The organism is Saccharothrix espanaensis DSM 44229, assembly GCF_000328705.1.
In the GTDB taxonomy this organism is placed as follows: domain Bacteria; phylum Actinomycetota; class Actinomycetes; order Mycobacteriales; family Pseudonocardiaceae; genus Actinosynnema; species Actinosynnema espanaense.
Map to the genome: position 1 here is coordinate 2,857,617 of NC_019673.1, position 26,477 is coordinate 2,884,093.

The following is a 26,477-nucleotide window of genomic DNA, read 5'->3' on the forward strand; positions in this document are numbered from 1 at the left end:
GCCGAACCGTTACCCGGTTCATAAGGTTAGGCTGCCCTTAGGCTGGGGTAAGGTGCCTCTGCTCCTCCGACCCCCGCTTCCCCTTTGGGAGAACGATGTTCCGCAGTAGAAAGCTGTTCGCCGCCGTGGCGCTCGCCGCCCTGTCCCTCACCGCGTGCGGTGGCGGCGGCAGCACCGACACCGGTTCGTCGTCCCCGGCCGCCGCCGAACAGGGCCCGCGCACCATCACCGACGCGACCGGCGCTCAGCTCACCGTGCCGGCCAAGCCGAAGAACGTGGTCGCGCTCGCCGAGACCGACCTCGACGCGGCCATCGCGCTCGGCGTCACGCCGATCGGCGCGAGCAAGTCCCGCCAGGGCGACAGCGTCGCGGGCTACCTCGCGAGCAAGGTGCCGGGCATCAAGCTGGTCGGCGAGATCGTGGAGCCGGACCTGGACGCGATCGCGGCGCTGGACCCGAAGCCGGACATCATCCTCTACGGCCACTTCATCGAGCCGGACCCGGCGCAGATCGCCGACCTGAACGCCATCGCGCCGACCGTCGTCACCAGCCTGGTGAAGGACGACTGGAAGGCCAGCCTCAAGGGCGTCGCGAACGCGCTGAACCTCTCGGCCAAGGCCGACGAGGTGCTCAAGGACCACGACAAGAAGGTGGCCGACACCAAGGGCGCGCTGGGCGCCAACGCCACCGCCGAGGTGAGCCTGGTCCGCTGGAACCCGCAGGGCCCGACCTACCTGCAGAAGCAGCACTTCGCCAGCACGGTGGTGGGCGAGCTCGGCCTCAAGCGCCCGCAGGCGCAGCAGACCGACGGCACCGGCCCGTCCGACCCGGTCAGCCTGGAGAAGCTCGACGTGCTCGACGCCGACTGGCTGTTCCTGGGCACGCTCAACGCCGACGGCGCGGGCGCGCTCAAGCAGGCCGAGGCCAACCCGACCTGGACCCAGCTCAAGGCCGTGCAGGCCAAGCACGTGGTGACCGTGGACGGCGTGCCGTGGACCTCGCGCGGCGGCCCCGTCGCGGCCGGCGTCGTGCTCGACGACATCCGCAAGGCGCTGGGCAAGTAAGGCACCCGGGGAGGGGCGCGTGTGGCGGTACACGGACGGGCGCGGGGTCACCGTGACCCTGCCCCGCCGGCCGGAGCGGGTGGCGGTGGTCGACCTGCTGGCCACCTCGACCCTCTGGGCGGCCGGGGTGCGCCCGGTGGCCGCCGCGATGGGTGAGGACCCGGCCGACGAATGCCTGTCGGCCGTGGGCTTCGACCCGCTCGGCGTGGCCCGACTGGACACTGTGGACGATCCGTCGCCGGACCCGTCGCTGCTGCGCCAGGTCGACCTCGTGGTCGACCGCACGCACGGCGAGGGGTTGCAGCGGGTGGCGGACTCGCCGGTGCCCGCCGTCGGGCTCACGCTCAAGGCCCCCGGCCAGTCGCTGGACGCGCTGTTCGGCGAAGTCGCGGCGCTGGCCGCGGCGCTGGGCTGCGCGCCGGTCCCGGAGGTCGCCCGCGCCCGCTACCGGGCCGCCAAGTGGCGCGTCCGGGAGGCGGCGCTGTGGCGGCCCGACCGCGCGGTGGCCTTCGCGTTCGTCCGCCACGGGTCGTTGGCCGTGGTCGACCCGGACCGCTACCCCTGGCTGGTCACCCTGCGGGAACTGGGGGTCCGGCTCGCGCCGCCCGGCCGGTGGCCGGCCGACCGGGTGCCGGCCGGGGTTGACCTGCTTTTCGTTTTCGACGAAGGGATCGACGTGCCGGGCGCGCACCTGTGGAACGATCGCTGGCACGCGTTCGACCACGCCGTGTACGCCGACCTGCTCACCGGGTTCGCCGACGTGCTCGACGGTGAGCCGTGCTGAGCAGATCGGCCGGACTCCTGCTGTGCCTGGTCGCCCTCGCGGGGTTCGCGGTGCTCAGCATCGCGGTCGGCGCGCGGTCGGTGCCGCTCTCGACGGTGTTCGACGCCCTGTGGTCGTCGGAGGCCTCCTATGACACGCTGGTCGTTGCGCAGCAACGGGTTCCGCGCACCGTCCTGGGCATCCTGGTGGGTGCCGCGCTGGGCCTGGCGGGCGCGCTGATGCAGTCGCTGACCCGCAACCCGTTGGCGGACCCCGGTTTGCTGGGCGTCAACAGCGGCGCGGCGGCGGCCGTCGTGACCGCGATCAGCTTCTTCGGCCTGACCAGCCCGCTGGAGTACGTGTGGTTCGCGTTCTTCGGCGCCGCCGCCGCGGCCCTGGTGGTCTACGGGCTGGGCAGCTCCGGCCGGGCCGGCGGGCCGGTGCGGCTGGCGTTGGCGGGCACGGCGATCAGCGCGGTGCTCGTGGCCTACACGTTCGCCGTGCAGTTGGCCGACGACAAGGCGTTGGACCAGTTCCGGTTCTGGATCGTCGGCGGGCTCGCCGGGCGCGACCTCGACGTGCTGGTGCGGGTCGGGCCGATGCTCGCGCTGGGCGTGGTGATCGGGTTGGCGCTCGCGCGCCCGCTGAACGTGATCGCGCTGGGCGACGAGACCGGGCGCGCGCTGGGCGCGAACCTGGGCAAGGTGCGGCTGTCCGCCGCCGCCGCGATCACGTTGCTGTGCGGTGCCGCGACGGCCGCCGCCGGCCCGTTCTCGTTCATCGGTCTGACCGTTCCGCACATCGCGCGGTCCCTGGTCGGGGCCGACCAGCGCTGGGTGCTGCCGTTCTCGGCGGTGCTCGCGCCGTGCCTGCTGCTGGGCGCCGACGTGGTCGGGCGCGTGGTGCTGCCGCCGAGCGAGCTGGAAGCGGGCCTGGTGACGGCATTCCTCGGCGCGCCGGTCTTCATCGCGTTGGTGCGCGGGAGAAAGGTCCCCCAGCTGTGACGGCGCTGCGCCCGGTCCGGTTGCTGGACGGGCGGATCTCGTTCCGGCTGCACGCCCGCACGCTCTGGGTGTGCGGCCTGCTCCTGGTGGTGATCGCCGCGGGACTCGTGACGGCGATGATGGTCGGTGACTACCACGTGCCGTTGGACGACGCGTTGCGCGCGGTGTTCGGCGAGAGCACGCGGATGGCCGAGTTGTTCGTGGAACGCCGCCGGCTGCCGCGCGCGCTGACCGGTGTCATGGTCGGCATCGCGATGGGTGTGGCGGGCGCGGTGTTCCAGAGCCTGACCCGCAACCCGTTGGGCAGCCCGGACATCGTGGGTTTCGGGCACGGCGCGGCGACCGGCGCGGTGGTGGTGCTGCTGCTGTTCGGCGGCGGCACGACCCAGACGGCGATCGGCGCGTTCGCGGGCGGGCTGGTGTCGGCGGCGGCGGTGTACCTGTTGGCGCTCAAGGGAGGCGCGCACGGGTACCGGCTGGTGCTGGTCGGCATCGGGGTCAGCGCGATCCTCATCGCGTTCAACAACTACCTGGTGACGCGGGCCGACCTCAACGACGCGCGCGCCGCGACGGTGTGGATCGTCGGCAGCCTGTACGAGCGGCGTTGGCCGGAAGCCACCCTGATGGCGGTCGGTCTGCTGGTGCTGCTGCCGATCGTGCTGGCGCTGAGCCGCACGCTGTCGGCGCTGGACATCGGCGACGAGGGGGCGACCTCGCTCGGGGTCCGCGTCGAGCGGTCCCGGCTGGCGCTGATCGTCTCGGCGGTCGGCCTGACCGCCGTGGCGACGGCGTGCGCCGGGCCGGTGGCGTTCGTGTCGCTGGTCGCACCGCAGGTGGCCCGCAGGCTGACCCGGTCGGCCGGGCCCGGCCTGCTGCCCGCCGGACTGCTCGGCGGCGCGTTGCTGCTGGTCAGTGACATTGTCGCGCAACGGATCACGTCACCGGGCGAGCTCCCGGTGGGGGTGGTGACCGGCGCTGTCGGCGGGGCGTACCTGGGCTGGCTGCTGCTGCGCGAGTGGCGCGCCGGCCGCGGCTGAATCGATCGACCGACGGAGTGTGGTGTACCTCAAACGTTGGTTAGCCTAGCCTAATCGTCACGCTACAGTGATGATCCGACCGCACTTACCACTCACCGGGGAGACACCGCACATGGTCGACAGGGGGATCGCGGGCAGGGTCGCCCTCGTGACCGGTGCCGGGCAGGGCATCGGCGCGGCGGTGGCGGCGGCGTTGGCGGCGGAGGGGGCGCTGGTCGCGGACGTCGACCTGAAAGGCGCCACGCACCAGGTCGACGTGTCCGATGTGGACGGTGTGGACGAGGTTGTGGACCAGGTGGAGCGCACACTCGGCCCGATCTCCGTCCTGGTGAACGTGGCGGGCGTGCTGCGCCCCGGCCGGGTCCTGGAGACCACCGACGAGGACTGGCGGCGGACGTTCGCGGTCAACACCGACGGCGTCTTCCACGTGTCCCGGGCGGTCGCCCGGCGGATGGTCCCCCGGCGGGAGGGCGCGATCGTCACGGTCGGCTCGAACGCCTCGGGCGTGCCGCGCACCGACATGGCCGCCTACGCCGCGTCCAAGGCCGCCACCACCATGTTCACCCGGTGCCTGGGCCTGGAACTGGCCGAGCACGGCATCCGCTGCAACGTCGTCTCACCCGGCTCGACCGACACCGCCATGCAGCGCTCGCTGTGGACCGACGACGACTCCCCGTCCCGGGTGATCGCGGGCGACCCCGCGACCTACCGGGTCGGCATCCCGCTGGGCCGCATCGCCGACCCGGCCGACATCGCCGACGCCGTGCTGTTCCTGGTCTCCGGCCAGGCCCGGCACATCACCATGCAGAACCTCTACGTGGACGGCGGCGCGACCCTCCGCGCCTGAACCATGAACAGCGAACGGAGCAGCCGGTGCTAGCCGCCGAAACATCCAGTGCCCTGCCGGGTCTCGACACCTACCGGGAGGGCGGGTTCTTCTTCGCCTCGCCGACCGGGGTCCTGGTCGCCGAACAGGCGGGTGCCGCGCACGTGGCGCCGCTGGAACCGGGCGAGGTGGTGGTGGGCGCGGTGCCGTTCCGCCCGGACGTGGCGTCCCGCCTGACCGTGCCGGGCGCGGTCCGCCGGGGCGCGCCGCTGCACACCGTGTCCTTCCCCGACCGCCCCACCCCCGGCGGCCGGTGGCTCGACCAGCGCACCGACGCCGACGCCTACACCTCCGGCGTCCAGCGGGCGCTGGACCTGATGGCCGACGGCGCGCTGAGCAAGGTCGTGCTGGCCCGCGCGCTCGACCTGACCTCCGCCGAGCGCATCGACGTGCGCCAGGTGCTGGCCGCGCTGGCCGCCCGCGACCCGCGCGGCTACACCTTCGCCACCGACCTGGGCGGCAGCACGTTGATCGGCACCAGCCCGGAGCTGCTGATCCGGCGCACCGGCCCCGCCGTGGTGTCCAACCCGCTGGCCGGCTCCCGCCCGCGCAGCGCCGACCCGGAGCAGGACGGGCGCAACGCCACCGAGCTGCTGGCCTCTCCCAAGGACCTCCGCGAGCACGCGTTCGTCGTCGGTGCGGTGGCCGACGCGCTGGCCCCGTTCTGCCGCGAGCTGATCGTGCCGGCCACGCCCGAACTGCTGCCCACCCGGACGATGTGGCACCTGTCGACCAAGGTGACCGGCGTGCTGCGGGACGAGTCGACCTCCGCGCTGGACCTGGCCTCCGCGCTGCACCCGACCCCCGCCGTGTGCGGGGTGCCGGCCGACACCGCGCGCAACCTGATCGGCGAGCTGGAGCCGTTCGACCGGGGGTTCTACACCGGGCTGGTCGGGTGGACCGACGAGCGCGGCGACGGCGAGTGGATCGTGGCGCTGCGCTGCGGCGAGGTCGCCGACCGCACGCTGCGGCTGTACGCGGGCGCGGGCGTGGTGCCCGGTTCCACGCCCGAGGCCGAGCTGGCGGAGACCAGCGCGAAGTTCCGGACCTTCCTGGGTGCGTTGGGACTGAAGGAGTCGGCGTGAACGACTGGACACCGTGGCCCGAGGAGTTCGCCCGCCGCTACCGCGAGGCCGGCTACTGGACCGGTGAGACCTTCGGCGACTTCCTCGCCGCGCGGGCCGAGGCGTTCGCCGACCGGATCGCCGTGGTCGACGGCGACCGGCGGTGGACCTACCGTGAGCTGGACGAGCGCGCCTCGGCCATGGCGCACGGGTTCCTGGCGCGCGGGATCGAGCCGGGCGACCGGGTCGTGGTGCAGCTGCCGAACGTCGCCGAGTACACCTCCGTGGTGTTCGGGCTGTTCCGCGCCGGCGCGCTGCCGGTGTTCGCGCTGCCGCCGCACCGGTCTGCCGAGATCTCGGCGTTCTGCGAGATCACCGGCGCGGTGGCGTACGTGATCGCCGATTCCTCCGGCGGCTTCGACTTCCGGGCGCTGGCGTCGGAGGTGAAGGAGGCGACGGCGCTGGAGCACGTGTTCGTGCTCGGCGACCCGGGCGAGCACACCGCGCTGGCCGACGTGCCGGCGGCGGGCGGCGACCTGCCCGAGGTGCGCTCCGGCGACGTGGCGTTCCTCCAGCTGTCCGGCGGCAGCACCGGTATCCCGAAGCTCATCCCGCGCACCCACGACGACTACCTCTACAGCGTGCGGGAGAGCGCGGTGATCTGCGAACTGGGGGAGGACACCGTCTACCTGGTCGCGCTGCCGGTCGCGCACAACTTCCCGATGTCCTCGCCCGGCATCCTCGGCGTCCTGCACGCCGGCGGCCGGATCGTGCTGGCGCCCGCGCCGAGCCCGGACGTGGTCTTCCCGCTGATCGCCCGGGAAGGCGTGACGTCGACGGGCGTCGTGCCGCCGATCGCGTTGCAGTGGATGAACTCCCCGGCCCGCGCCGAGCACGACCTGTCCAGCCTGCGGGTGATCCAGGTCGGCGGCGCGAAGTTCGTGCCGGAGGCCGCGCGCCGGGTCCGCGCCGAGCTGGGCTGCGCGTTGCAGCAGGTGTTCGGCATGGCCGAGGGCCTGGTGAACTACACGCGGTTCGACGACCCGGACGAGGTCGTGGTGACCAGCCAGGGCCGGCCGATCTCGCCGGACGACGAGATCCGGATCGTCGACGGCGACGGCGCGGAGGTCCCGCCCGGCGAGGTCGGCGAGCTGCTGACCCGCGGCCCGTACACGATCCGCGGCTACTACCGGGCCGACGCGCACAACCTGGTCGCCTTCACCCCGGACGGCTTCTACCGCACCGGCGACCTGGTGCGCCGCCTGCCGACCGGCCACCTGGTGGTCGAGGGCCGGGCCAAGGACCAGATCAACCGGGGCGGCGAGAAGATCGCCGCCGAGGAGATCGAGAACCACCTGCTCGCCCACCCCGCCGTGCACGACGCCGCGGTGGTCGGCATCCCGGACGACTACCTGGGCGAGCGGACGTGCGCGTTCGTCATCGCGACCGGCGAACCGCCGACCGGCCCGGCGCTGCGCGCGTTTCTGCGCGGCCGGGGCCTGGCCGCCTACAAGATCCCGGACCGCATCCAGCTCGTGGACGCGTTCCCGCACACCGGGGTCGGCAAGACCAGCCGTCGCGACCTGCGGCGGGCGCTGGCCGACACGTTCAGAAAGGCGCAGTGAGATGGGTCTGCCGACCATCGAGCCGTACCCGATGCCCACCGAGGCGGACCTGCCCGTCAACCGGGTGAAGTGGACCTGCGAGCCGTCCCGCGCGGTGCTGCTGGTCCACGACATGCAGAACTACTTCCTGCGCGCCTTCAGCCCGGACGCGTCGCCCGTGGTGGAGCTGGTGCGCAACATCCGCGCGCTGCGCGACACGTGCCACGCGCTGGGCGTGCCGGTGGTGTACTCCGCGCAGCCCGGCGGCCAGAGCACCGAACAGCGCGGCCTGCAACTGGACATGTGGGGCACCGGCATCGGCCCGGACCCGGTCGACGCGGAGATCCACGCCGCGCTGGAACCCGGCGAGTCCGACGTGCGCCTGACGAAGTGGCGCTACAACGCCTTCCACCGCACGGACCTGCGCTCCCTGCTCGACACCACCGGCCGCGACCAGCTGGTGGTGACCGGGATCTACGCCCACATCGGCTGCCTGATGACCGCGGCGGACGCGTTCATGCAGGACATCCAGGCGTTCTTCGTGGCGGACGCGGTAGCGGACTTCACGCCCGACGACCACCACATGGCGGTGCGCTACGCCGCCGGCCGCTGCGCCGTCACCACCACGACGACGCGGCTGATCACCGAACTGAACGGAGCGTCATGACCAAGGACGACGTGCGCGACCAGATCGCCGCGGTGCTGGACATCCCGGCCACCGAGATCGCCGACGACGACAACCTCCTCGACCACGGCCTGGACTCGGTGCGCGTCATGTCCCTGGTCGAGTCGTGGCGGGCGGGCGGCGCGTCGGTCGCGTTCGTGGACTTGGCGGAAACGCCTACCGTGGAGGCGTGGACGGAGCTGTTGAGCCGTTCATCCTGACCAGCGGTTCTCGTGGATGCACTGGGCCGTGCGCGGCTACCCGCGGTGCATGGTCCAGTGTTTCTTGATCCAGCCGAGTTGGCGCGTGGTGAGGTCGACGTGGAGCTTCTCGCCGTGCAGCCGGCCGTATTCCGGGTAGTCGGCGATGGTCGCGGCGACGTCGATGGTCAGTTCCCGCGGGTCGACGGCGAGGTGGCCGAGGTCGAAGAGGCGGTGGATGTCACGACGGAACAGCAGGCCGCCTTGGTCGTGGTGCTTGCCGTCGGTGGCGAAGCTGTTCAGGTGGGCGGCTTCGAGCGCGGCGCGCGGGGTGGGTCCGGTGAACGCGCACCTGTCGCCGTACTGGTTCAGCAGTCGGCTGCGGAAGGCTCCCTGCCCACGCCGGACGCGCACGACCGCCGTGGTGTGACCACCGCTCAACTCGGTGGCCAGCGCCGCCTCGACCGGGGAGAGCGACGGTAGGCCGGGGGCCGTGCGCAGCGCCCGCTCGAACCTCCGGTAGTCGAGTTCGCGGATGCTCTGCTGCGACTTCGGGAGCTTGCACAACTCGCGCAGCTGGTCGCTGGTCAGCTCCCCGGCGAGATCCACCCAGGCGATCTCGTGGTGAGTCCGGTAGGTGGTGACGTCGAGCTGTTCGACATCCGGCTCCTCGAACGTCCGGGTGCACTCGTAACACCGATAGCGCGGGGTCTTGACCTTACGCAGGTTGATGCTCGTCATACCGCAGTACGGGCAACGGTTCTGGACCTTCCTGCCCTCGCCCGTGACGATCTTCTCGATCACCGAGGCCCCCAGCAGCCCCTTCTTGTCCCACAGCACGATCACGTCGCCGACCTGCGGCAACTTCGCGTTGTCGACCTCGCTGTCCCAGCTGTAGTGGGCGGCCGGGGCGTCGTCGTAGCCGTCGTTGCTGTAGCGCTTCTGCCCTGTTCCGGCCGCGAGCATCAACCACGCGCCCCGCCGTCCGTTCGTCCGCACATCCACCCCCACGACGACACCGTCTCGCGGTGATCATCGTCGCGACCCCGCGTGCGGTTACTTCGTCGAGCCCGCCAGCACGCCCTGCACGAAGTACCGCTGGAACGCCAGGAACACCGCCAACGGCACGATCATCGACAGGAACGCGCCCGTGGACAGCAGGTCGATGTTCGCGCCGAACTGGCGCAGCTGGGCGCGCAGCGCCACCGTGATCGGGGCCGAGTCCTGGTCTGCGAACACCAGCGCCACCAGGAGGTCGTTCCACACCCACAAGAACTGGAAGATCGTCAACGACGCCATCGCCGGCTTCGCGATCGGCAGGACGACCCGGCGGAAGATCACCCACTCCTTCGCGCCGTCCATCCGGGCCGCTTCCACCAGGTCCCGGGGGATTCCGACGAAGAAGTTGCGCAGCAGGAAGATCGCGAACGGCAGGCCGAACGCCACGTGGAACAGCACCACGCCGGTGATCGTCCCGAACAGCCCCAGCGCGCCGAACAGCCTCGCCACCGGGATCAGGGCCACCTGGATCGGCATCACCAGCAGCCCCACCACCAGCGTGGTCAGCCACACCCGGCCCGGGAACTCGATCCACGCCAGGGCGTACGCCGCCAGCGCCGAGATCACCACCACCAGCGCCGTGGCCGGCACCGCGATGTACACCGTGTTCAGGAACGACCGCAGCACGGTCGAGTTCCCGACCAGGTCGGCGTAGTTGGTCAACGTCAGCTCCGCCGGGCGGGTGAAGATGGTCCACCAGCCCGACGCCGTGTTGTCCGCCTCGCCGCGCACCGACGCGATCAGCAACCCGAACACCGGCACCAGCCAGAACAGGGCCACCAGCGCCAGCCCGACCTGCACCACGCCGCCGCCGGCGCGGGCCACCAGGCGCGACAGCACACCCCGGCGGGGTGCGCCGGCCACCGTCACCTCGGTCACGAGTGCTCCCGTCGGAATCGCCTGATGTTGAACAGCATCGCCGGTGCGACCAGCAGGAACAGCACCACCGCCAGCGCGCTGCCGACGCCCTGGTCGCCGCCCGCGCCGAAGGACACCTGCCACATCTGCAGCGCCAGCACGTTCGCCTCCTCCTGCACCGATCCGGGCGCGATGACGAACACCAACTCGAAGATCTTCAGCACGTTGATCACCAACGTCACGAACACCACCAGCAGCACCGGCGACAGCAGCGGCACGGTCACCCGCCGGAACACCTGCCACTCGGTGGCCCCGTCGACCCGCGCCGCCTCCAGCGCGTCACGCGGGATCGCCGCCAGCCCGGCCGCGATGAACGTGATCGCGAACCCAGTCATGATCCAGATCCACGACGAGATGATCACCGGTGTGATCAGCGTCGACCCCAGCCACGTCAACCCCCGGAACGGCAACGCGAAGTTCGACGCCGCCAACCGCACCGAGTACTGGCCCGGCGCCAGGTCCGGGAACGTGAACCGCCCGTCGTTCCCGGTCGTCGCACGGCCCACGACCTGCCCGTCCCGCAACGCTTCCACGGCCACCCCGGGCAGTCCGCGCTCGCTGTTGTCCACCGCTCCCGCTTTGCCGCCAACGGAAACGTCCAACCACACCACGCCGCGCAACTCCCGCGCGTCCGTCGCTGGCTCGGTGGCACGAGACGCGCCCGCCGGCAGTTGGCCGGGTGCGAAACCCGCCAGCGGCACGGCCACCGACGACCCCGGCGCATAGGTCCCGGTACTGGTGAACCCCTCCTCAGCCGCCGTGAACGGAACCCCGTCACGGGGTCGCGCGCCCGGATACGGCGACGGGGCCGAGAACAGGTCGTGCACCCCGACCGTGATGGCGTTGACCACGCCCCGTGCGGGGTCTTCGTCGTACACCAACCGGAAGATGATGCCGGAGGCGAACAGCGAGATGGCCATCGGCATGAACAGCACCAGCCGGAACGCCGTGGCCCACCGGATCCGCTCGGTCAGCACGGCGAAGACCAACCCGAGCCCGGTCACCACCGCCGGCGCGACGACGACCCAGATCACGTTGTTCTTGAACGCCGTCAGCGTGCGCGGGTCGGTGAACAGGTCGACGTAGTTCCCGGCACCCACGAACCCCGAGCCGGACCGGTCGAAGAAGCTCCGGATCAGCGAGTACACCAACGGGTACAGCACCAGCGCGCCCATCACCACCACGGCGGGCAGCAGGAACGGCAGGGCCTGGCGCGGCGAGCGGCCCGGTGTCGGGTCCACCCCGCCGGCCCGGCGACGCGGACCGGCGGGTCGGGATCGGGTGGTGGTCACTTCTGGTACGCCTTGGCGGCTTCGGACTCCAACCGCTGCACGGCCGCGTCGACGTCCTTCGGGTTGGCCAGGAAGTCCTGCAACGCCTTCCACTCGCCCGCGCCCTTGGTCCCGCCGAACGCCGCCGGCGCGAGGTCGGACATGTCGAACCGGACGTTGTCGCCCGCGTCGACCAGCTGCTTGGCCAGCTCCCGCGTCACGTCGTCGGCGTAGTCGTCGACCGGGATGCTCCTGTTGGGCGAGAGGAACCCGCCCAGCTTCGCCCACACCCGGCCGCTCTCGGGCGAGGCCAGGAACTTCATCAGCTCGGTGGTCGCCTGGTCGTCCTTGAGCTGCACGGCCATGTCGCCGCCCGCGACCACGGCGTCCTCGCTGCCGCCGATGGCCGGGAACTTGAAGAACTTGGCGTCCTCGCCCACCTTCGCCTTGGTGCTGGTGCGGATCACCGACGCCACGAAGTCCGCCTCGAACACCATCGCGGCCTTGGGCGCGTCGCCGAACACGTTGATCACCGACTGCGGGAACTCGGTCTGCAACGCGCCCGTGGCACCGCCCTCGACCAGCCGGGAGTCGCCGAACAGCTCGCCCAGCGTCGCCAACGCCTCGCGCACCGACGGGTCGGTCCACGGGATCTCGTGCCTGGCCAGCTTGTCGTAGTTCTCCGGCCCGGCCGTGCGCAGGTAGACGTTCTCGAACCAGTCGGTCAACGTCCAGCCGTCCGCGCCGCCGACCGACACCGCCGCCTGCCCGGTGTCGACCACCGCGCGGCCGACCTTGAGGAAGTCCTCCCAGGTGGCAGGCGGCTCCGCGCCGACCGCGCCGAACGCCTTCTCGCTGTACCAGACGGTGGACTTGTTGGCGGACTTGAAGTGCACGCCGTAGAGCTGCCCGTCGAACGTGCCGAGCTTCTTCCACACGCCCGCGTTGTGCTCGGTGACGGCCTTCTCGACCTCCGACGACACGACCTTGACGGACCCGGCCTTGGCCAGCTGCTCCACCAGGCCGGGCTGCGCGACGAGCGCGACGTTCGGCGGCGTGCCGCCCTGCACCCGGGTCTGCAACACCGTCGGCAGTTCGTCGCCGGCCGGCGTGTACCGGACCTCCGCGCCGGTCTTGTCCTTGAACGCGGCGAGCACCTGCTCGAACCGCAACTGCTCGTCGCCGGTCCACGGACCGATGACCTCGACGGTCTGCCCGCTCAACGCCTTGCCGTCCGGTCCGGGGGTGGTGGTGCCCGCGGCGCACGCGGTCACCACGCCGAGTGCCGCGACCAGTGCGGCGGTCACCTTCAAGCGGCTCATTCCAGCTCTCCTGACGTGTCGGTCCACACGGACAACCCGGTCGCCGGGTCGAAGAAGTGCAAGCGGGACGTGTCCACCCACGCGGCCACCGGCTGGCCCTCGTAGATGTGCGTCCGGGGGGAGAAGCGCCCGACCAGCACGACGCCGCTGCCCCGGGGCAGGTCGGCGGTGCCGTCGTCCTCGGCCAGCGCCCTGGTGTCGTCGGTGACCACGGGCTCGGCGTCGACCGGGAAGTGCACCAGCACGTCCGAGCCCATCGCCTCCACGAGGTCGGCGACCGAGTGCAGGATCGAGCCCTCCTGCGCGTCGGCCAGCGCCGCGTCCTCCATGTCCTCCGGGCGGATGCCGAGCACCACGTCCCGGCCCGCGTACCCCTCCAACGCGGGCCGGGCGCGCAGCACGGACTCGGGCAGCAGCAACGCGTCCGAGCCCACGGTGACCCAGTGGTGTCCGTCGTCGTCGCGGTCGAGCCGGGCGGTCACCAGGTTCATGCCCGGCGAGCCGATGAACCCGGCCACGAACAGGTTGACCGGCCGGTCGTAGAGCTCCTGGGGCGGCCCGACCTGTTGCAGCACTCCGCGTTTCATCACGGCCACGCGGTCGCCGAGGGTCATCGCCTCGGTCTGGTCGTGGGTCACGTAGACGGTGGTGACGCCCAGGTCGCGCTGGATGCGGGCGATCTGCGCGCGCATCTGCACCCGCAGCTTGGCATCGAGGTTCGACAGTGGCTCGTCCATCAGGAACGCTTGCGGCGCGCGCACGATCGCCCGCCCCATCGCCACCCGCTGGCGTTGGCCGCCGGAGAGGTTGCGCGGTTTCCGTTGCAGGTGTTCGTGCAATTCCAGCACTTCGGCGACCTCGCGCACCCGCCGGTCGATCTCCTTCTTCGGCAGTTTCCGCAAGGTGAGCCCGAAGGCGATGTTGTCGTAAACGTTCAGGTGCGGGTAGAGCGCGTAGGACTGGAACACCATCGCCACGTCACGGTCCCGGGATGGCACCTCGTTGACGACGAGTTCGCCGATCCGGATGGAGCCCTCGCTGACGCTCTCCAGGCCTGCGATCATCCGCAACGCGGTGGTCTTGCCGCACCCGGACGGCCCCACCAGAACCAGGAACTCCCCGTCCCGGATTTCCAGGTCCAGGTCGGCGACGGCCCGCGTGCCGTCGACGTACACTTTGCCGAGACCGCTCAGCACGACTTCCGCCACGCCCACTCCCCACCCCGCCGGCACCGCTTCACCGGTTGTCCGCAGAATTGCGATTCCCGCCGCGGTGTGATCCGCGGCACCCCGGTTTCAGGTGGGGCAGACAGTAGTGCGCACTTCCCTAAGAGACCGTTAAGGCGCAGGCACGGTTTCGATAAGCCGCAACAACCCGCCGACTCGCCCCCAACGCGGCGCGATCAGGCCCTACCCTCCTGGCATGTCCAAGGTGCTGCTGGTCGAGGACGACCCGGTGGTCCAGGCGGCGCTGGTGCACGCGCTGACCGACCTCGGGCACGAGGTGCGCGCGGTCGGCACGGCGGTGGCCGCGCTGCGCGAGGCGGGCACCGAGGAACCCGACCTGGTCATCCTCGACCTGGGACTGCCCGACCTCGACGGGGTGGCCGCGCTGCGGATGCTGCGCGGCATCAGCGACGTCCCCGTCATCATCGCCACGGCCCGGGGCGGCGAGAGTTCCGTGGTGGGGTCGCTGAACGCGGGCGCGGACGACTACATCGTCAAGCCGTTCTCGGCGGAGCACCTGGCGGCCCGCATCAACGCCCTGCTGCGCCGCACGTCCGGCGCCGCCCGTCCGGACCGCGACCTGCTGGTGGTCGGCGACCTGCGGGTCGACCTGGCGCAGCGCCAGGTCCTGCGCGACGGCCGCCCGGTCGCGCTCAGCCGCCGCGAGTTCGACCTGCTGGCCTACCTGGCGCAGCGGCCGAACCGGGTGATCGCGCGCCGCGAGCTGTTCCAGGCGGTGTGGGGGCAGCCGTACCTGGGCGACGACAAGACCATCGACGTCCACGTGTCGTGGCTGCGCAGCAAGCTCGGGGAGACCGCCGCGAAACCCCGTTACCTGCACACGGTCCGCGGCGTCGGCTTCAAGCTGGTAGCCCCGGGATGAGAGGGCTGCTCACCCGCGCGTTCGTCCGGTCGGCGGCGACGGCGGTCGTGATCCTGTTCGTGGGGGCGGGTTTCCTGCTGGTGCTGGCGGCGGGGGAGCGGGCCGCGTCGGACGACCGCCGCGACGTCGTCGCGGTCGCCGCCGTGCTCGCCGTGACCACCGACCCGGACGCCGTGCGCGGCGCGGTGTCCCGGACCGCCGCCGGTTCCCAGGGCCGGTTGGCCGTCCACCTGCCGGACGGCACGACGGTCGGCGTCGGGACCGCGTCCGCCGACCTGGCAACGGTGTCCACTGTGGATGGTGAGTGGGCTTCGGTGGAGATCTCGGAGCCCGCACCGGTCGTCACGGCTGGGCTGCTCGCCGAGCTGGCAGCGTTGCTGCTGCTGGGTCTGCCGGCCACGGCGGTCGCGGTCCCGGTCGGTCGGCGCTCGACCACGCCGGTGGTCGAGGCGCTGCGCGAACTGGCCGACACCGCGACCCGGATCGCCCAGGGCGACGAGCACGTCCGGGTGCACGGACCGCCCGAGCTGGCCGCGCTGGCGACCGCGATCAACGCCGCCACCGACCGCGCCGAACGCCTGCTGGCCAAGGAGCGGGAGATGATCGCGGACGTCTCGCACCGCCTGCGCACGCCGTTGACCGCGCTGCGGCTGGACGCCGACGCCATCGGCGGCGGCCCGGTCGCCGACCGGATCCGCAGCGCCGTCACCGTGCTGGGGCACGACGTCGACCGGATCATCGAGTCGCTGCACCCGGTCGCGTCGGCCGCCGGCGGCAGTTGCGACGTGGTGGAGGTGGTGCGCGCCCGGATGGGCTTCTGGTCCGCGCACGCCGAGGACCAGGGCCGCCCGTGCGAGGTCGACCTGCCCTACGAGCCGACGCCCGTGCCGTTGACCGGCGACGAGGTGGGCGCGGTGGTCGACGCGTTGCTGGAGAACGTCTTCCACCACACGCCCGCGCGCTCGGCGGTGAGCGTCGCGGTGGTCCGGCACGCCGGCTGGATCACCCTCGCCGTGGAGGACGGCGGCCCCGGCATCGCCGACCCGGAACGCGCCCTGCACCGGGGTTCGTCCGGCGGCGGGTCGACCGGGCTCGGGCTGGACATCGCCCGTGCCGCCGCGGAGGCGACCGGCGGCACCATCCACGTGGAGCGCGGCCGGCTCGGCGGCGCGCGGATCAGGCTCCGCTTCGGCGAGTCGGACAGTCACCACGAGCCCGCCAGTCCGCGGGCGTGGCGGTTGTGGCGGGGCCACGCCTGACGCGTTCCTCGAACAGGACCGTCAGCGCGCGCCCCACCGCGACGTTCCAGCCGCCCAGCGCCACGCCCAGCACCAGGTGCGTCTCGGCGTCGGCGAGCAGCGCCCGCACCGCGCCCCGGTCGAACTCGCCGATCAGCAGCACCGGCGCGGTCAGCCCGGACAGCTCGGCCAGTTCCCGGCACCCCCGCCACGAGACCAGCGCGAGCGTCGTCGCCGGCAGCGCGGCCAGCCCGCGCGCGGACCGGCGAAACCGGACGTCGCCCGGCAACGACTCGTCGAAATCGCACACCACCAGCAGTCGCCGGGCCGCGGCGGGCTCGGCGAAGCGGTTCCGCAGCGTTGCGGACATCGCGACCACCCCTGTCCCACAAGGTAAAGCGCGCGGGGCGGCGGTTCGCGGATCGGCGGCGAGGTTTAACCGAACCTTAGGGCGGGGCCGGGGCGGTGCGGCTACTTGATGGTGGCGATCTGGATCAGGTTGCCGCACGTGTCGTCGAGCACGGCGGTGATCGCCGGCCCGTAGTCGGTCGCCTCCTGGGTGAACTCGACGCCCAGCGCCTTGAGCCGCTCGACCTCGGCGTGCACGTCGTCCACGGCGAACTGGGTGAACGGGATGCCGTCCTCCACCAGCGCCTTCTTGAACACGCCCGCCGCCGGGTGGGCGTCCGGTTCCAGCAGCAGTTCGACGCCGTCGGGCGCGGCGGGGGAGACCACGGTGAGCCAGCGGTACTCGCCGGCGGCCACGTCGGTCTTCTTGGTGAAGCCCAGCTTCTCGGTGTAGAAGGCCAGCGCCTTGGCCTGGTCGTCCACGTACACGCTGGTGACGTTGATGCGGATCACGGGTTCGGTCCCTCTTCCGTTGACGGGCCAGCGCTCGGCGATCGCGCGCAGCGGGCCCGGGTCGATGTGGTGGAACTTGTACCGGCCCTGCCGCCGGGTGCGGACCAGGCCGGCTTGTTCGAGCACCGCGAGGTGCTGGGAGACGGCTTGGCGCGAGGAGGTCAGGCCGTGCTTCATCGTGAGCCGGCCGCAGATCTCGAACAGCGTCTGCCCGTCCCTGTCGGTCAGCTCGTCCAGGATGGTGCGTCGCGTCGCGTCGCCGATCGCCTTGAACAGCCCGGGGTCCGCGTCCACGACGACAGTTATAGGCAAGTCATCACTTGCCTGTCAACCTCGCCCGGTCACCTCCGGGTGTCGGGTCTCAGACGACCTTGACGGTGCCGTGGCCGTCCGACACCACCTCGACGTCCGAGTCGTACTCGTCCTCCGGCCAATCATCGGCCACGTGCCCGCGCTCGGCCACGTAAAGGCCCCTGGCGTAGCGGCCGGCGCGCAACCGGTCGGCCGCCCAGGACTCCAGGGGCTCGTCGGTCACCTCGTCGTGACGTTCGAGCAGGAGGTAGCTCGACTTGCGGCCGGTGCTCTCGATGACGCTCAGCTGCTGGAACCGGTGGGCCATGGGCGTGTCACTCCCTGTTAGACTCTGGCACTCCAAGTATTCGCCCATGATAAGTTGTAAGTGCGAGTTGGATGCCACTTTCGATCGGGTGATCTTTCGAGGAGCGCCATGACCAGCCCCCACCGCAGTGCGGCCCGGATCCAGATCGGCACCACGCTGCGCCGGCTCCGGGAAGACGCCAAGCTGCCGCGCGACCTGGCCTGCGAGGCGCTCGGCTGCACCATCACCAAGATCGGCAACATCGAGAACGCGCGCTCCGGCGTCAAGCACGCCGAGCTGGAGAAGCTGCTCACCCTCTACGGCGCGGACGAGCCCACCCGCGACGACCTGCTGGCGCTCAACTCCGAGGCGCACCGCCGCCGGCCCAAGAGCAAGATCGGCGGCCAGATCGCGCCGTGGCTGCGCCGCATCCTCGACGTCGAGGCCATCGCGGTCGAGGCGATCTTCTCCTCACCCGACCTGATCCCGGCCGTGCTCCAGACCCCGGACTACGCCCGCGCGCTGATGGCCAACGTCGGGCTGGCGGGCGAGGTGCTGGAGAAGAACCTCGAACTCCGGCTCGGCCGCCGGGTCCTGCTGACCGAGCGCGAGGTCCCGCTGCGGCTGTGGGCGGTGATCGCCGAACCCGTCCTGTGGGCCGGCATCGGCGGCCCGCAGGTGATGCGCGAGCAGATCGCGCACCTGCTGGCGATGACCGAACTCGACAACGTCAACCTCCAGGTGATGCCCCGGGGAGCGGGGGTCCACCCGTTGATCGGCACTACACTCACGTTGTTCCGGCTGCCGGGGGACCTGCCGTCGCTGATCAGCGTCGACACGCCCTTCGGCGATCACTTCGCCGACAGTCCCGACCAGGTGGAGCGGACCAGCCGTTGGTTCGACTTCACCAGGGCGAAAGCGCTGGGATTGGAGGAGAGCCGCGAGCTCCTGGCCCGCGTCATGGAGGACATCAGATGACCTTGAAGTTGGGTGAGTGGACCAAGTTCAGCGGCGGTGGCTCCAACTGCGTCGAGGTGTTGCGCACCGTGGACGAAGTGCTGGTGCGCAACTCGAACCGGCCCGACGAGGTTCCCCAGCGGTTCACGTTCGGCGAGTGGGAGTTCTTCACGCAGGGCGCGAAGCTGGGCGTGTTCGACCTCGCCTAGATGGTGTTCTGTCGGCCTCGTCCGAGCCGGAGCGCGCAGGCGGCGCTGTTGTGTTCGGCTTGGTGAAGCAGCGCTCGACCGCGTTACGCTGCTGGTAGGTCTGGTCATCGCGCTCCGGACAGGTGAACGCGATGCGGCGGGTCCGCAGGGCCCGCCGGGTCGCCCTGCGCCAGAACGTCCTGTCGGTGGTCACCGCCTTGGGTTGGACACGGAGGTCCCGGTCTGTTCCGGGCGACGCGGAGGACATCAGATGACCTTGAAGTTGGGTGAGTGGACCAAGTTCAGCGGTGGCGGGGACAACTGCGTCGAGGTGTTGCGCACCGAGGACGAAGTGCTGGTGCGCAACTCGAACCGGCCCGACGAGGCGCCCCAGCGGTTCACGTTCGGCGAGTGGGAGTTCTTCACGCAGGGCGCGAAGCTCGGCGTGTTCGACCTCGCCTAGCCGGCGTGGTCGGGTGGTTCACCGCTTCGAGCGCAGGGCGTCCTCGACCAGCGCGACGGTCGCGCGCGGGTCGTCGACCTGGAGGACCAGGCGGGCGTAGCGCTCGTCGGCGAGTTCGATCACGACCGCCTTCGACGCGTCCTTGACGTCCCAGAAGACCTTGTCGCCGTCGAGGTGGAAGGTGCCCGCCGTGATCACGCCGGGAAGGTGGGTGCCCGGCGCCTTGATCCCCTTGCGCTCGGTGGCGATGCCGGGGTCCGCGGTCGCGCCGCGGACGTTGGCCAGCGGGATGGTGAGGCTGCTCTTCAGGGCCCAGAGCTTGTCGAGGCCCTCCATCACGACCACGAGGTCGTCGCCGTCGATGTCGACCAGTGCCATGTCTGTTCCTTGTCAGTCGAGGGGATCGAGACGTTGGGTCAGCGCGGTGCCGACGCCGTCGGGGTTGCCGCGCACGAGGACGCCCAGCGCGGCGGCGGTGAGGGCGGCGGCCAGGGCGGTGGGGATGCCGAGCGCGTCGGCGATCGCCTGGTCGACGGCGGCCAGCGCCGCGGCCACCTCGGCGGCCACCTCCTCGTCGGCCGGTGCCCGTTCGACCGCCGCGAGCAGCAGCAGGCCGAGATCGGCCGACGTGACGAGCCGCAGCGCGGTCGCGGCATCCGTCGCCGCGGCCAGCGCCTCGGTCAACGGACGGACGTCGTCGGCGAGGTGGCGGCGCAGCGCGACCAGGTAGAGGCCGCGCTTGCTGCCGAACGTCTTGTACAGGCTGTTGCGGTGCAGGCCGAGGTGGGTGACCAGGTCGTCGATGGACACCCCGTCGTACGCGCGGCCGCCGAACAACCCCACGGCGGCGCGCACCACCTCGTCCTCGTCGAACGTTCTCCGCCGGCCCATGCCACGACGATAGCCTTTTGAGGAACGATCAGTCAAGAACGACCGTTCCTTAAAGCTCGGAGGTGGTGGAGCCGGTGCCGTCAATCGGCGCCCTTCTCCTCGGTGGCAGGTGCTTCGGCCTGCCACCGGACGCTGGTCACGGCCGGTTCCAAGCTCAGCCGGGACACCGCCGACTCCATCTGCCGGTCGTCGCGCTGGTCGCCCGCCAGTTCGGCGCGCACCTCCACGTACCCCTCGGAGCTGTTGTTCGACGCGATCGACAGCAGCCGGAAGTCCGTGCGGGTCAACGACTGCACCAGCAACGCGCGGACGTGCGCCTCGGCGTCGTCCTTCGTCGTCGCCATGAACGTGTAGTTCGTCGGCGACTCCTCGCCGCTCTCCGGCCGCCGGTCCACCGCGCGCCCCAGCTGCCGCAACGCGATGTTGACCACGATCACCGCGACCGTCCCGACCGCCGCCACCAGGTGCAGCCCGGCCCCGGCCAACGAGCCGACCGCCGCCGAGCACCACAGCGTCGCCGCCGTGTTCAACCCCCGCACGCTCAACCCGTCGCGCAGGATCACGCCCGCGCCCAGGAAGCCGATGCCGGACACGACCTGAGCGGCCACCCGGGTCGGGTCCGCCGAGCCCGGCGCGTCACCGAAGCCGTGCGCCGAGAGCAGCACGAACAGCGTCGCACCGACCGCGACCAGCGCGTTGGTCCGCGAGCCCGCCATCCGCGCCCGGTACTGGCGCTCGAACCCGATCAGCGCGCCCAGACCAAGCCCCGAGCCGACCCGCAACAGCATGTCCACGGTGGTCACCGCGTTCACCTCCCGGTGTGTCCGCAGTGGATTGTTCAGCGCGACCGGTCCCGCCGCCGGGCGGCGATGGGACCGGTCGCGGAACTCGCACACAGGCCGAGGCCGACGCGGCAAACCCACCGGATCGGGTGAACGCGGCGGCCGGGCTACTCGACGGTGACGCTCTTCGCGAGGTTGCGCGGCCGGTCGATGTCACGGCCCAGCGCCTTCGCCAGGTGGTAGGCGAACAACTGCAACGGCACCGACAGGGTGATCGGCGTCAACGCGTCGTGCGCCTTGGGGATGCGGATCACGTCCGTCGCCAGGCCCGCCGGCAGGTCCGCGTCGGTCACCGCGATCACCGGGCCGCCACGCGCCTTGATCTCCTCGACGGTGGCCGTGTTCTTGGCCAGCAACTCGTCGTCCGGGATCACGAACACGGTCGGCATCCCGGGGTTGATCAGCGCCAACGGCCCGTGCTTGAGCTCGGAGGCCTGGTAGGCCTCGGCGTGCAGGTAGGAGATCTCCTTCAGCTTCTGCGCGCCCTCCCGCGCCACCGGCCAGCCGCGCACCCGGCCCAGGAAGAACATGTGCTCGGCCTTGGCGTACCTGGCCGCGATCTCGGCGATGCCGTCCTCCTGGCCGAGGATCGCGGTGAGCTGCGCGGGCAGCTCCGACAGGCCCGCGACCAGCCGCCGGCCCTCGGTGATCGACAGGTCCCGGACCCGGCCCAGGTCCAGCGCGAGCAGCGCCAGCGCGACCGTCATCGCGGTGAACGACTTGGTCGCCGCCACCGACACCTCGGGGCCGGCGTGCAGGAAGATCCCGCTGCCGCACTCGCGGGCGATCGTGCTGCCCACGGCGTTGACCACGCCGATGACGTGCCCGCCCTTGCGCTTGAGCTCCTGCACGGCGGCCAGCGTGTCCAGCGTCTCGCCGGACTGGCTGATCGCCACGTACAGGGTGTCCGGGTCGACCACCGGGTTGCGGTAGCGGAACTCGGAGGCGGGCTCGGCGTCGGCCGGGATCCGCGCCAGCTCCTCGACCAGGCCCGCGCCGACCTGGCCCGCGTAGTACGCCGAGCCGCAGCCGAGCAGCTTCACCCGGCGGATCCGCTGGTACTCCTGCGCGGTCAGGCCCACGCCGTCCAGCCGGGCGCTCATGAACCGGCGGTCCAGCCGTCCGCGCAGGCAGCGGTCCACCGCGTCGGGCTGCTCGCGCATCTCCTTGCGCATGAAGTCCGGGTGGTCGCCCAGCTCGTACTCCGCCGACGGCACGTCGATCGACGTCGGCGACTTCGTCGTGGACCGGGCGTCCATGGTGCTGGTGCGGTAGCCGTCGGCGGTGACCGTGGCCAGCTCGTCGTCGTCCAGGTAGATGACCTGCTGGGTGAACCGCACCAGCGCCGTCACGTCCGAGGCGACCAGCATCTCGTGCTCGCCGACACCCAGCACGACCGGGCTGCCACGACGTGCCGCGACCAGTTCGCCGGGGCGGTCGGCGTCCATCACGATCACGCCGTAGGTGCCCTCGACCTGGCCGAGCGCCTCGCGGACCGCGTCCTCCAGCGTCGCCGCGGTGCTGCGCGCCACCAGGTGCGCGAGCACCTCGCTGTCGGTGTCGGACGCCAGCGCGACCCCGTCCTCGGTCAGTTGGCGGCGCAGGCGCTCCGAGTTCTCGAACACTCCGTTGTGGACGATCGCGATCCGGCCCGCGACGTGCGGGTGGGCGTTGCGGTCGGTGGGCTCGCCGTGCGTGGCCCACCTGGTGTGGGCGATCCCGACCGTGCCCGCCACGTCGTCCGGGACGACCCGGCGCAGGTCGGCGACCCGCCCGGCGGTCTTCACCAGGTGCAGCCCGGCACCCGCGACGGCGATGCCCGCCGAGTCGTACCCCCGGTACTCCAGCCGGTGCAGGCCCTCCAGCAACAGCTGGGTCGCGTCCCGCGCGCCGACGTACCCGACGATCCCGCACATGCGTTCGTTCCCCTCAGCCGTAGACGATCCGGCGCAACTGGCGTTCCGACAGCGGGGGAGCGGCCACCGGGCGCACGTCCAGCTCGTCCCTGAGACGAGGCCAGATGCGCGCGTTGGGCACCCCCTGGGCCTGCAACTCGCCGTGCCGCCGCAGCACGTACTCCTCGGCGGTCTCGACGAAGTAGCCCATCACGTCGGACACCACCCGCGCTGCCACGGCGGGTGGGATGCCGGTCGTCCGGACGATGTGGCGGACCAGGTCCTCGGGTGCCTCGTCCGCCACGGGCTCCAGCATGGCCACAGCCAACCACCACACCAAACCCCGTGCCCGATTCCGGGCACGCCGGCCTCGGCCCGGCCCGTCTGCCCCCGGCCCGGCCCGGCCCGGCGACGGGTCGGCGTCCCGAGCGGAGTGCGGCCGGCGGCTTTATCGTCCACCCGGGAGGTTCGGCGTGGCGAACGCAGTCGGCAAGGTCGCGGAACGGGGCCGGGAACCGGTCGAGGTCGGGCGCGGTGCGCGCAACGCCATCGTCGCGGTGATCATGCTCGGGATGCTGCTGGCAGCCCTCGACCAGACCATCGTGGCCACCGCGCTGCCCACGATCGTCAGCGACCTCGGCGGGGCCGGGCACCTGTCGTGGGTGGTCACGTCGTACCTGCTGGCCGAGACCATCATGACCGCGCTGATCGGCAAGTTCGGCGACCTGTTCGGGCGCAAGCCCGCGTTCCTGGTCAGCGTCGCGCTGTTCATGGTCGGGTCGTTCCTGTGCGGGTGGGCCGACTCGATGACGTGGCTGATCGTCGCCCGCGCCATCCAGGGCCTGGGCGCCGGCGGCCTGATGGTCACGTCGATGGCGGTGATCGCCGACGTCGTGCCGCTGTCCGAGCGCGGGAAGTACCAGGGCCTGATCGGCGCGCTGTTCGGCGTGTCGACGGTCGTCGGACCGCTGCTGGGCGGGCTGTTCGTCGACCACCTGAGCTGGCGGTGGGCCTTCTACGTCAACCTGCCGCTGGGCGTGCTGGTCCTGGTGGTCGGGTTCCTCCGACTACCCGGGGTCAGAACGACCGCGAAACCCCGGATCGACTACCTGGGAATCCTGCTGATCGCGCTGGCCGCGACGGGGTTGACGCTGGTCACGAGCTGGGGCGGGGTCGAGTACGAGTGGGCGTCGCCGACCATCCTGTGGATGGCGGCCGGGTCGCTGGTCGCGCTCGCGCTGTTCGTCCGGGTGGAGCTGCGGGCGGCCGAGCCGATGCTGCCGATGCGGCTGTTCCGCAACCCGGTGTTCACGGTGTGCTGCGTGCTCAGCTTCGTGGTCGGGTTCGCCATGCTCGGCGGGGTGACGTTCCTGCCGACGTACCTCCAGTACGTGCACGGGGCGTCCGCGACCCAGTCGGGCCTGGAGATGCTGCCGCTGGTGGTGGGGCTGCTGGTGGCGTCGATCGTGACCGGCAACGTGATCAGCAAGACCGGTCGCTACCGCGTCTTCCCGATCCTGGGCAGCCTGCTGATGGTGGCCGGGTTGCTGCTGCTGTCGTTGCTGGACGTGGACACGGCGTTCTGGGAGGCGTCGGCGTACATGCTCGTGCTCGGCCTGGGCGTCGGCATGTGCATGCCGGTGCCGGTGGTGGTCGTGCAGAGCACCAGCAGCTACGAGGACCTGGGCGTGGCGACGTCCGGGGTGTCGTTCATCAGGACGTTGGGCAGCTCGTTCGGCGTGGCGATCTTCGGCTCCATCTACGCGAGCAACCTGCCCGAGAAGCTCGCCGCCGCCCTGCCTCCCGGCGTGGACCCGCGCGCGGCGTCGAACGTCCAAGCCCTGCACGCCCTGCCCGACCAGCTGAAAGCCCCGATCGTCGCCGCGTACGCCGAGACCCTCCAAGGCGTGTTCCTGTGGGCGGCCCCGGTCGCGGCGGTGGCGTTCGTCGTGGCGCTGTTCCTGCGCGAAGTCCCGCTGCGCGACACGGCCCGTGCGGCGGCGACGGGCAACAACGGGGTGGGCGAGAGCTTCGCGGTGCCCCAGTCGACGGTCTCCAGCCAGGAGCTGGAGAAGCTGGTGGCCCTGATCGTGAGCAAGGAGCGCCGCGACCCGACCCCCGAGGTACTGGCCGGATCCGGCCTCCCGCTGACCCACGCCCAGGCGTGGCTCCTGGTCAAGGTCTTCCGCCAGTCGGCCCACCGAGGTGCCGCGACCCTCGACCGCCTGGCCGCCGAGACCAAGGTCCCGCCAGGCATCTTCGAACCCGTGGCGCGCCAGCTGATGACCAAGGGCCTGCTCACCGAATCCGACGACGACTACCGCTTCACCCCCGAAGGCTCGGCCACCTTCGCCCGCCTGGTCTCGTCGTGGCGCGACTGGCTGCACGTGAAACTGGTCGACTGGCAGTGCGACGACCCGGAGTTCACCGAAGCCGTCGACCGGGTGGCCGCCGACCTGGTGATCACCAGCCAATCCCTCACCACCCGCCACCCCACCCCGGTCTGACAAGGAGTCCGCGGTACCGCCGGCAGTTGGTCGAGCCTGTCCATCGCGACCGAACCCGCCGCGTAGAAGCGGACCGCTTCGACCAGTGCTTCCAGGCCGCCGGGGTAGAGCCGGCACGTGCGCACGATGCTCACGGTGTCGGCGCGGTCGGTCGGCAGCCGGGGGATGACCGAGGCGAACGGGAGTTCGCGCAGGACCGTGTCGCGGGCTTCGCGGGAGTCGAAGCCCGGGGTCGAGAGCAGGGTCTCCACGATCGGGCGCAGGGCGTTCAGGTCGAGTTCGCGGGGTTCGGCGCGGGGTGCGGGGGTCGTCGGGTGGCCGTCCACCAGGCGGATCCACGCGTGGGTGCGGGTTTCCTTGACCTCCACGGCGATCCGGCGGAACTCGGCGGGGTGCGCGGCGGCGTCCTGGCGGACCACGGAACCGTAGATCGCGTCGGACACGACCAGGACCGTGGTGGCCGTCGAGTCGCGCAGCGCCGGCTTGGCTTCCCCGGCCTCCAGGAGCCGGCAGGCGAAGAGCAGGTCCGGGCCGGTCATGCCGCGCTCGTCGTGGTGGATCTCGCCCGCGTGCACGACCATCCGCAGCCGCACGCGGGCCTCGGGCGCGTGCACGGAGTTGTGCCGGCGGAGTTCGGCCGCCACCCGGCCGGGCAGCACGTCCACCAGGTCGAGCTTCCGCACGTCGGCGGGCAGCACCAGGATCAGGCTGTCGCCCGCGTCGTCCACCGCCCGGTCGTCCCAGGGCAGCCCGGCGTTCGCGAACGCCGACCGCATCACCCGGTACATGCCCTCGCGCACCGCCACCCGGTGGCCGGTCGTCCGGGCGAGGTCGCCGTACCCCTCGACGTCCACGACCACGATCGACCGGTGGATCGAGGTCGTGTCCATCGGCGCCTCCCGCTGCGTCGGTGGTTCTGTTCTAGCCCAGAAACGCGCGGTGCCGGCAGGGCGCGGGCCGATGACACTCGAACTGAGCAACGTCGGGCGTGCCATTCTCGGCGGGGGTCGGGGAGTGCGGTTGCGGATCCAACGCGACCTCGCCACGTGCCGGTGCGTTCCCCGTTGTTGCG

At 71.5% G+C, this 26,477-nt stretch carries 28 protein-coding genes and 2 pseudogenes; 15 read left to right on the forward strand and 15 right to left on the reverse strand.

The window, feature by feature from the left end; genetic code table 11:
- The first annotated feature begins 95 nt into the window (after positions 1–95).
- The 9 genes from BN6_RS13065 to BN6_RS47765 all read left to right on the forward strand — a co-directional run bounded on the left by BN6_RS13065 (position 96) and on the right by BN6_RS47765 (position 8,307).
- A complete protein-coding gene (locus tag BN6_RS13065) occupies positions 96–1,064 on the forward strand; it encodes an ABC transporter substrate-binding protein (RefSeq protein WP_015100119.1) in 969 nt (322 codons plus the stop codon).
- Between the two features lie 19 nt (positions 1,065–1,083).
- On the forward strand, positions 1,084–1,848 hold the full coding sequence (locus BN6_RS13070) for a hypothetical protein (RefSeq protein WP_015100120.1): 765 nt from the start codon (positions 1,084–1,086) through the stop codon (positions 1,846–1,848).
- A complete protein-coding gene (locus BN6_RS13075) occupies positions 1,842–2,831 on the forward strand; it encodes a FecCD family ABC transporter permease (RefSeq protein ID WP_015100121.1) in 990 nt (329 codons plus the stop codon). The genes BN6_RS13070 and BN6_RS13075 overlap by 7 nt, the downstream gene beginning before the upstream one ends.
- The gene (locus BN6_RS13080; protein ID WP_015100122.1) at positions 2,828–3,868 is read left to right on the forward strand and encodes a FecCD family ABC transporter permease; all 1,041 of its coding nucleotides are present in this window, start codon (positions 2,828–2,830) and stop codon (positions 3,866–3,868) included. The genes BN6_RS13075 and BN6_RS13080 overlap by 4 nt, the downstream gene beginning before the upstream one ends.
- Before the next feature lie 112 nt (positions 3,869–3,980).
- A complete protein-coding gene (locus BN6_RS13085) occupies positions 3,981–4,715 on the forward strand; it encodes a 2,3-dihydro-2,3-dihydroxybenzoate dehydrogenase (protein ID WP_015100123.1) in 735 nt (244 codons plus the stop codon).
- 26 nt (positions 4,716–4,741) lie between these two features.
- Positions 4,742–5,839, forward strand: coding sequence for an isochorismate synthase (locus BN6_RS13090; RefSeq protein WP_015100124.1), 1,098 nt, complete (start codon positions 4,742–4,744; stop codon positions 5,837–5,839).
- Positions 5,836–7,443, forward strand: a complete 1,608-nt coding sequence (locus BN6_RS13095) for a (2,3-dihydroxybenzoyl)adenylate synthase (protein ID WP_015100125.1) — start codon at positions 5,836–5,838, stop codon at positions 7,441–7,443. Before BN6_RS13090 ends, BN6_RS13095 begins: the two co-directional genes overlap by 4 nt.
- Position 7,444: 1 nt before the next feature.
- Positions 7,445–8,089, forward strand: a complete 645-nt coding sequence (locus BN6_RS13100; RefSeq protein WP_015100126.1) for an isochorismatase family protein — start codon at positions 7,445–7,447, stop codon at positions 8,087–8,089.
- Positions 8,086–8,307 carry a phosphopantetheine-binding protein gene (locus BN6_RS47765; RefSeq protein ID WP_015100127.1) on the forward strand — a complete coding sequence of 74 codons (222 nt, stop codon included), beginning with the start codon at positions 8,086–8,088 and terminating at the stop codon, positions 8,305–8,307. The genes BN6_RS13100 and BN6_RS47765 overlap by 4 nt, the downstream gene beginning before the upstream one ends.
- 36 nt (positions 8,308–8,343) lie before the next feature.
- Here the strand turns inward: BN6_RS47765 and BN6_RS13110 are convergent, their stop codons facing one another.
- The 5 genes from BN6_RS13110 to BN6_RS13130 are packed head-to-tail and all read right to left on the reverse strand — an operon-like array spanning position 8,344 to position 14,064.
- Positions 8,344–9,297, reverse strand: a complete 954-nt coding sequence (locus BN6_RS13110; RefSeq protein WP_148302854.1) for an HNH endonuclease signature motif containing protein — start codon at positions 9,295–9,297, stop codon at positions 8,344–8,346.
- 45 nt (positions 9,298–9,342) lie between these two features.
- Positions 9,343–10,224: a carbohydrate ABC transporter permease gene (locus BN6_RS13115; RefSeq protein ID WP_015100129.1), complete on the reverse strand. Its 882-nt coding sequence runs from the start codon at positions 10,222–10,224 to the stop codon at positions 9,343–9,345.
- Positions 10,221–11,555 carry an ABC transporter permease gene (locus BN6_RS13120; RefSeq protein WP_015100130.1) on the reverse strand — a complete coding sequence of 445 codons (1,335 nt, stop codon included), beginning with the start codon at positions 11,553–11,555 and terminating at the stop codon, positions 10,221–10,223. The genes BN6_RS13115 and BN6_RS13120 overlap by 4 nt, the downstream gene beginning before the upstream one ends.
- A complete protein-coding gene (locus BN6_RS13125) occupies positions 11,552–12,856 on the reverse strand; it encodes an ABC transporter substrate-binding protein (RefSeq protein ID WP_015100131.1) in 1,305 nt (434 codons plus the stop codon). Before BN6_RS13125 ends, BN6_RS13120 begins: the two co-directional genes overlap by 4 nt.
- Positions 12,853–14,064, reverse strand: a complete 1,212-nt coding sequence (locus BN6_RS13130) for an ABC transporter ATP-binding protein (RefSeq protein ID WP_041316635.1) — start codon at positions 14,062–14,064, stop codon at positions 12,853–12,855. Before BN6_RS13130 ends, BN6_RS13125 begins: the two co-directional genes overlap by 4 nt.
- Positions 14,065–14,278: 214 nt before the next feature.
- On the opposite strand from BN6_RS13130, the gene BN6_RS13135 reads away from it, so the two are divergent.
- Positions 14,279–14,965: a response regulator transcription factor gene (locus BN6_RS13135; protein ID WP_015100133.1), complete on the forward strand. Its 687-nt coding sequence runs from the start codon at positions 14,279–14,281 to the stop codon at positions 14,963–14,965.
- Positions 14,962–16,224 carry a sensor histidine kinase gene (locus tag BN6_RS13140; RefSeq protein ID WP_015100134.1) on the forward strand — a complete coding sequence of 421 codons (1,263 nt, stop codon included), beginning with the start codon at positions 14,962–14,964 and terminating at the stop codon, positions 16,222–16,224. Before BN6_RS13135 ends, BN6_RS13140 begins: the two co-directional genes overlap by 4 nt.
- Here BN6_RS13140 and BN6_RS13145 read toward each other — a convergent pair.
- The 4 genes and pseudogenes from BN6_RS13145 to BN6_RS13155 form a co-directional block, all read right to left on the reverse strand.
- The gene (locus tag BN6_RS13145; protein ID WP_015100135.1) at positions 16,142–16,573 is read right to left on the reverse strand and encodes a hypothetical protein; all 432 of its coding nucleotides are present in this window, start codon (positions 16,571–16,573) and stop codon (positions 16,142–16,144) included. The two genes, BN6_RS13140 and BN6_RS13145, sit on opposite strands and share 83 nt — an antisense overlap.
- 101 nt (positions 16,574–16,674) lie before the next feature.
- Positions 16,675–17,064, reverse strand: a complete 390-nt coding sequence (locus BN6_RS13150) for a VOC family protein (RefSeq protein WP_041316638.1) — start codon at positions 17,062–17,064, stop codon at positions 16,675–16,677.
- A pseudogene (locus BN6_RS43600) lies at positions 17,065–17,358 on the reverse strand (ArsR/SmtB family transcription factor); the annotation flags it as partial.
- Between the two features lie 67 nt (positions 17,359–17,425).
- Positions 17,426–17,683: a hypothetical protein gene (locus tag BN6_RS13155; RefSeq protein WP_015100137.1), complete on the reverse strand. Its 258-nt coding sequence runs from the start codon at positions 17,681–17,683 to the stop codon at positions 17,426–17,428.
- Positions 17,684–17,791: 108 nt separating this feature from the next.
- On the opposite strand from BN6_RS13155, the gene BN6_RS13160 reads away from it, so the two are divergent.
- The 3 genes from BN6_RS13160 to BN6_RS13170 all read left to right on the forward strand — a co-directional run bounded on the left by BN6_RS13160 (position 17,792) and on the right by BN6_RS13170 (position 19,270).
- Positions 17,792–18,640, forward strand: coding sequence for a helix-turn-helix domain-containing protein (locus BN6_RS13160; protein ID WP_015100138.1), 849 nt, complete (start codon positions 17,792–17,794; stop codon positions 18,638–18,640).
- Positions 18,637–18,828 carry a DUF397 domain-containing protein gene (locus tag BN6_RS13165; RefSeq protein WP_015100139.1) on the forward strand — a complete coding sequence of 64 codons (192 nt, stop codon included), beginning with the start codon at positions 18,637–18,639 and terminating at the stop codon, positions 18,826–18,828. The genes BN6_RS13160 and BN6_RS13165 overlap by 4 nt, the downstream gene beginning before the upstream one ends.
- 250 nt (positions 18,829–19,078) lie before the next feature.
- Positions 19,079–19,270, forward strand: coding sequence for a DUF397 domain-containing protein (locus BN6_RS13170; protein ID WP_015100140.1), 192 nt, complete (start codon positions 19,079–19,081; stop codon positions 19,268–19,270).
- Positions 19,271–19,288: 18 nt separating this feature from the next.
- Here the strand turns inward: BN6_RS13170 and BN6_RS13175 are convergent, their stop codons facing one another.
- From BN6_RS13175 to BN6_RS13195, 5 genes are all read right to left on the reverse strand, one after another.
- Positions 19,289–19,648: a hypothetical protein gene (locus BN6_RS13175; RefSeq protein WP_015100141.1), complete on the reverse strand. Its 360-nt coding sequence runs from the start codon at positions 19,646–19,648 to the stop codon at positions 19,289–19,291.
- A gap of 12 nt (positions 19,649–19,660) precedes the next feature.
- Positions 19,661–20,161, reverse strand: a complete 501-nt coding sequence (locus BN6_RS13180; protein WP_041312699.1) for a TetR/AcrR family transcriptional regulator — start codon at positions 20,159–20,161, stop codon at positions 19,661–19,663.
- A gap of 80 nt (positions 20,162–20,241) precedes the next feature.
- Positions 20,242–20,964, reverse strand: coding sequence for an MgtC/SapB family protein (locus tag BN6_RS13185; protein ID WP_041316641.1), 723 nt, complete (start codon positions 20,962–20,964; stop codon positions 20,242–20,244).
- A 146-nt stretch (positions 20,965–21,110) separates the two neighbouring features.
- On the reverse strand, positions 21,111–22,919 hold the full coding sequence (gene glmS / locus BN6_RS13190; protein WP_015100144.1) for a glutamine--fructose-6-phosphate transaminase (isomerizing): 1,809 nt from the start codon (positions 22,917–22,919) through the stop codon (positions 21,111–21,113).
- A 13-nt stretch (positions 22,920–22,932) separates the two neighbouring features.
- Entirely contained in the window at positions 22,933–23,214 is a 282-nt protein-coding gene (locus BN6_RS13195) for a hypothetical protein (protein WP_041316643.1), read from the reverse strand.
- A 157-nt stretch (positions 23,215–23,371) separates the two neighbouring features.
- Here BN6_RS13195 and BN6_RS13200 point away from each other — a divergent pair, with 157 nt between their 5' ends.
- Positions 23,372–25,405 carry an MDR family MFS transporter gene (locus BN6_RS13200; protein ID WP_015100146.1) on the forward strand — a complete coding sequence of 678 codons (2,034 nt, stop codon included), beginning with the start codon at positions 23,372–23,374 and terminating at the stop codon, positions 25,403–25,405.
- Positions 25,406–25,440: 35 nt separating this feature from the next.
- Here the strand turns inward: BN6_RS13200 and BN6_RS49960 are convergent.
- Positions 25,441–26,400: pseudogene (locus tag BN6_RS49960) on the reverse strand (effector-associated domain 2-containing protein); the annotation flags it as partial.
- Between the last annotated feature and the right edge of the window lie 77 nt (positions 26,401–26,477).

Excerpts from the sequence above, each read along its gene's own strand:
- BN6_RS13065 (WP_015100119.1), top strand. The coding sequence starts at position 96 with ATGTTCCGCAGTAGAAAGCTGTTCGCCGCCGTGGCGCTCGCCGCCCTG.
- BN6_RS13085 (WP_015100123.1), top strand. The coding sequence starts at position 3,981 with ATGGTCGACAGGGGGATCGCGGGCAGGGTCGCCCTCGTGACCGGTGCC.
- BN6_RS13100 (WP_015100126.1), top strand. The coding sequence starts at position 7,445 with ATGGGTCTGCCGACCATCGAGCCGTACCCGATGCCCACCGAGGCGGAC.
- BN6_RS47765 (WP_015100127.1), top strand. The coding sequence starts at position 8,086 with ATGACCAAGGACGACGTGCGCGACCAGATCGCCGCGGTGCTGGACATC.
- BN6_RS13125 (WP_015100131.1), bottom strand. The coding sequence starts at position 12,856 with ATGAGCCGCTTGAAGGTGACCGCCGCACTGGTCGCGGCACTCGGCGTG.
- BN6_RS13135 (WP_015100133.1), top strand. The coding sequence starts at position 14,279 with ATGTCCAAGGTGCTGCTGGTCGAGGACGACCCGGTGGTCCAGGCGGCG.
- BN6_RS13140 (WP_015100134.1), top strand. The coding sequence starts at position 14,962 with ATGAGAGGGCTGCTCACCCGCGCGTTCGTCCGGTCGGCGGCGACGGCG.
- BN6_RS13145 (WP_015100135.1), bottom strand. The coding sequence starts at position 16,573 with ATGTCCGCAACGCTGCGGAACCGCTTCGCCGAGCCCGCCGCGGCCCGG.
- BN6_RS13155 (WP_015100137.1), bottom strand. The coding sequence starts at position 17,683 with ATGGCCCACCGGTTCCAGCAGCTGAGCGTCATCGAGAGCACCGGCCGC.
- BN6_RS13160 (WP_015100138.1), top strand. The coding sequence starts at position 17,792 with ATGACCAGCCCCCACCGCAGTGCGGCCCGGATCCAGATCGGCACCACG.
- BN6_RS13165 (WP_015100139.1), top strand. The coding sequence starts at position 18,637 with ATGACCTTGAAGTTGGGTGAGTGGACCAAGTTCAGCGGCGGTGGCTCC.
- BN6_RS13170 (WP_015100140.1), top strand. The coding sequence starts at position 19,079 with ATGACCTTGAAGTTGGGTGAGTGGACCAAGTTCAGCGGTGGCGGGGAC.
- BN6_RS13175 (WP_015100141.1), bottom strand. The coding sequence starts at position 19,648 with ATGGCACTGGTCGACATCGACGGCGACGACCTCGTGGTCGTGATGGAG.
- BN6_RS13180 (WP_041312699.1), bottom strand. The coding sequence starts at position 20,161 with ATGGGCCGGCGGAGAACGTTCGACGAGGACGAGGTGGTGCGCGCCGCC.
- glmS (WP_015100144.1), bottom strand. The coding sequence starts at position 22,919 with ATGTGCGGGATCGTCGGGTACGTCGGCGCGCGGGACGCGACCCAGCTG.
- BN6_RS13195 (WP_041316643.1), bottom strand. The coding sequence starts at position 23,214 with ATGCTGGAGCCCGTGGCGGACGAGGCACCCGAGGACCTGGTCCGCCAC.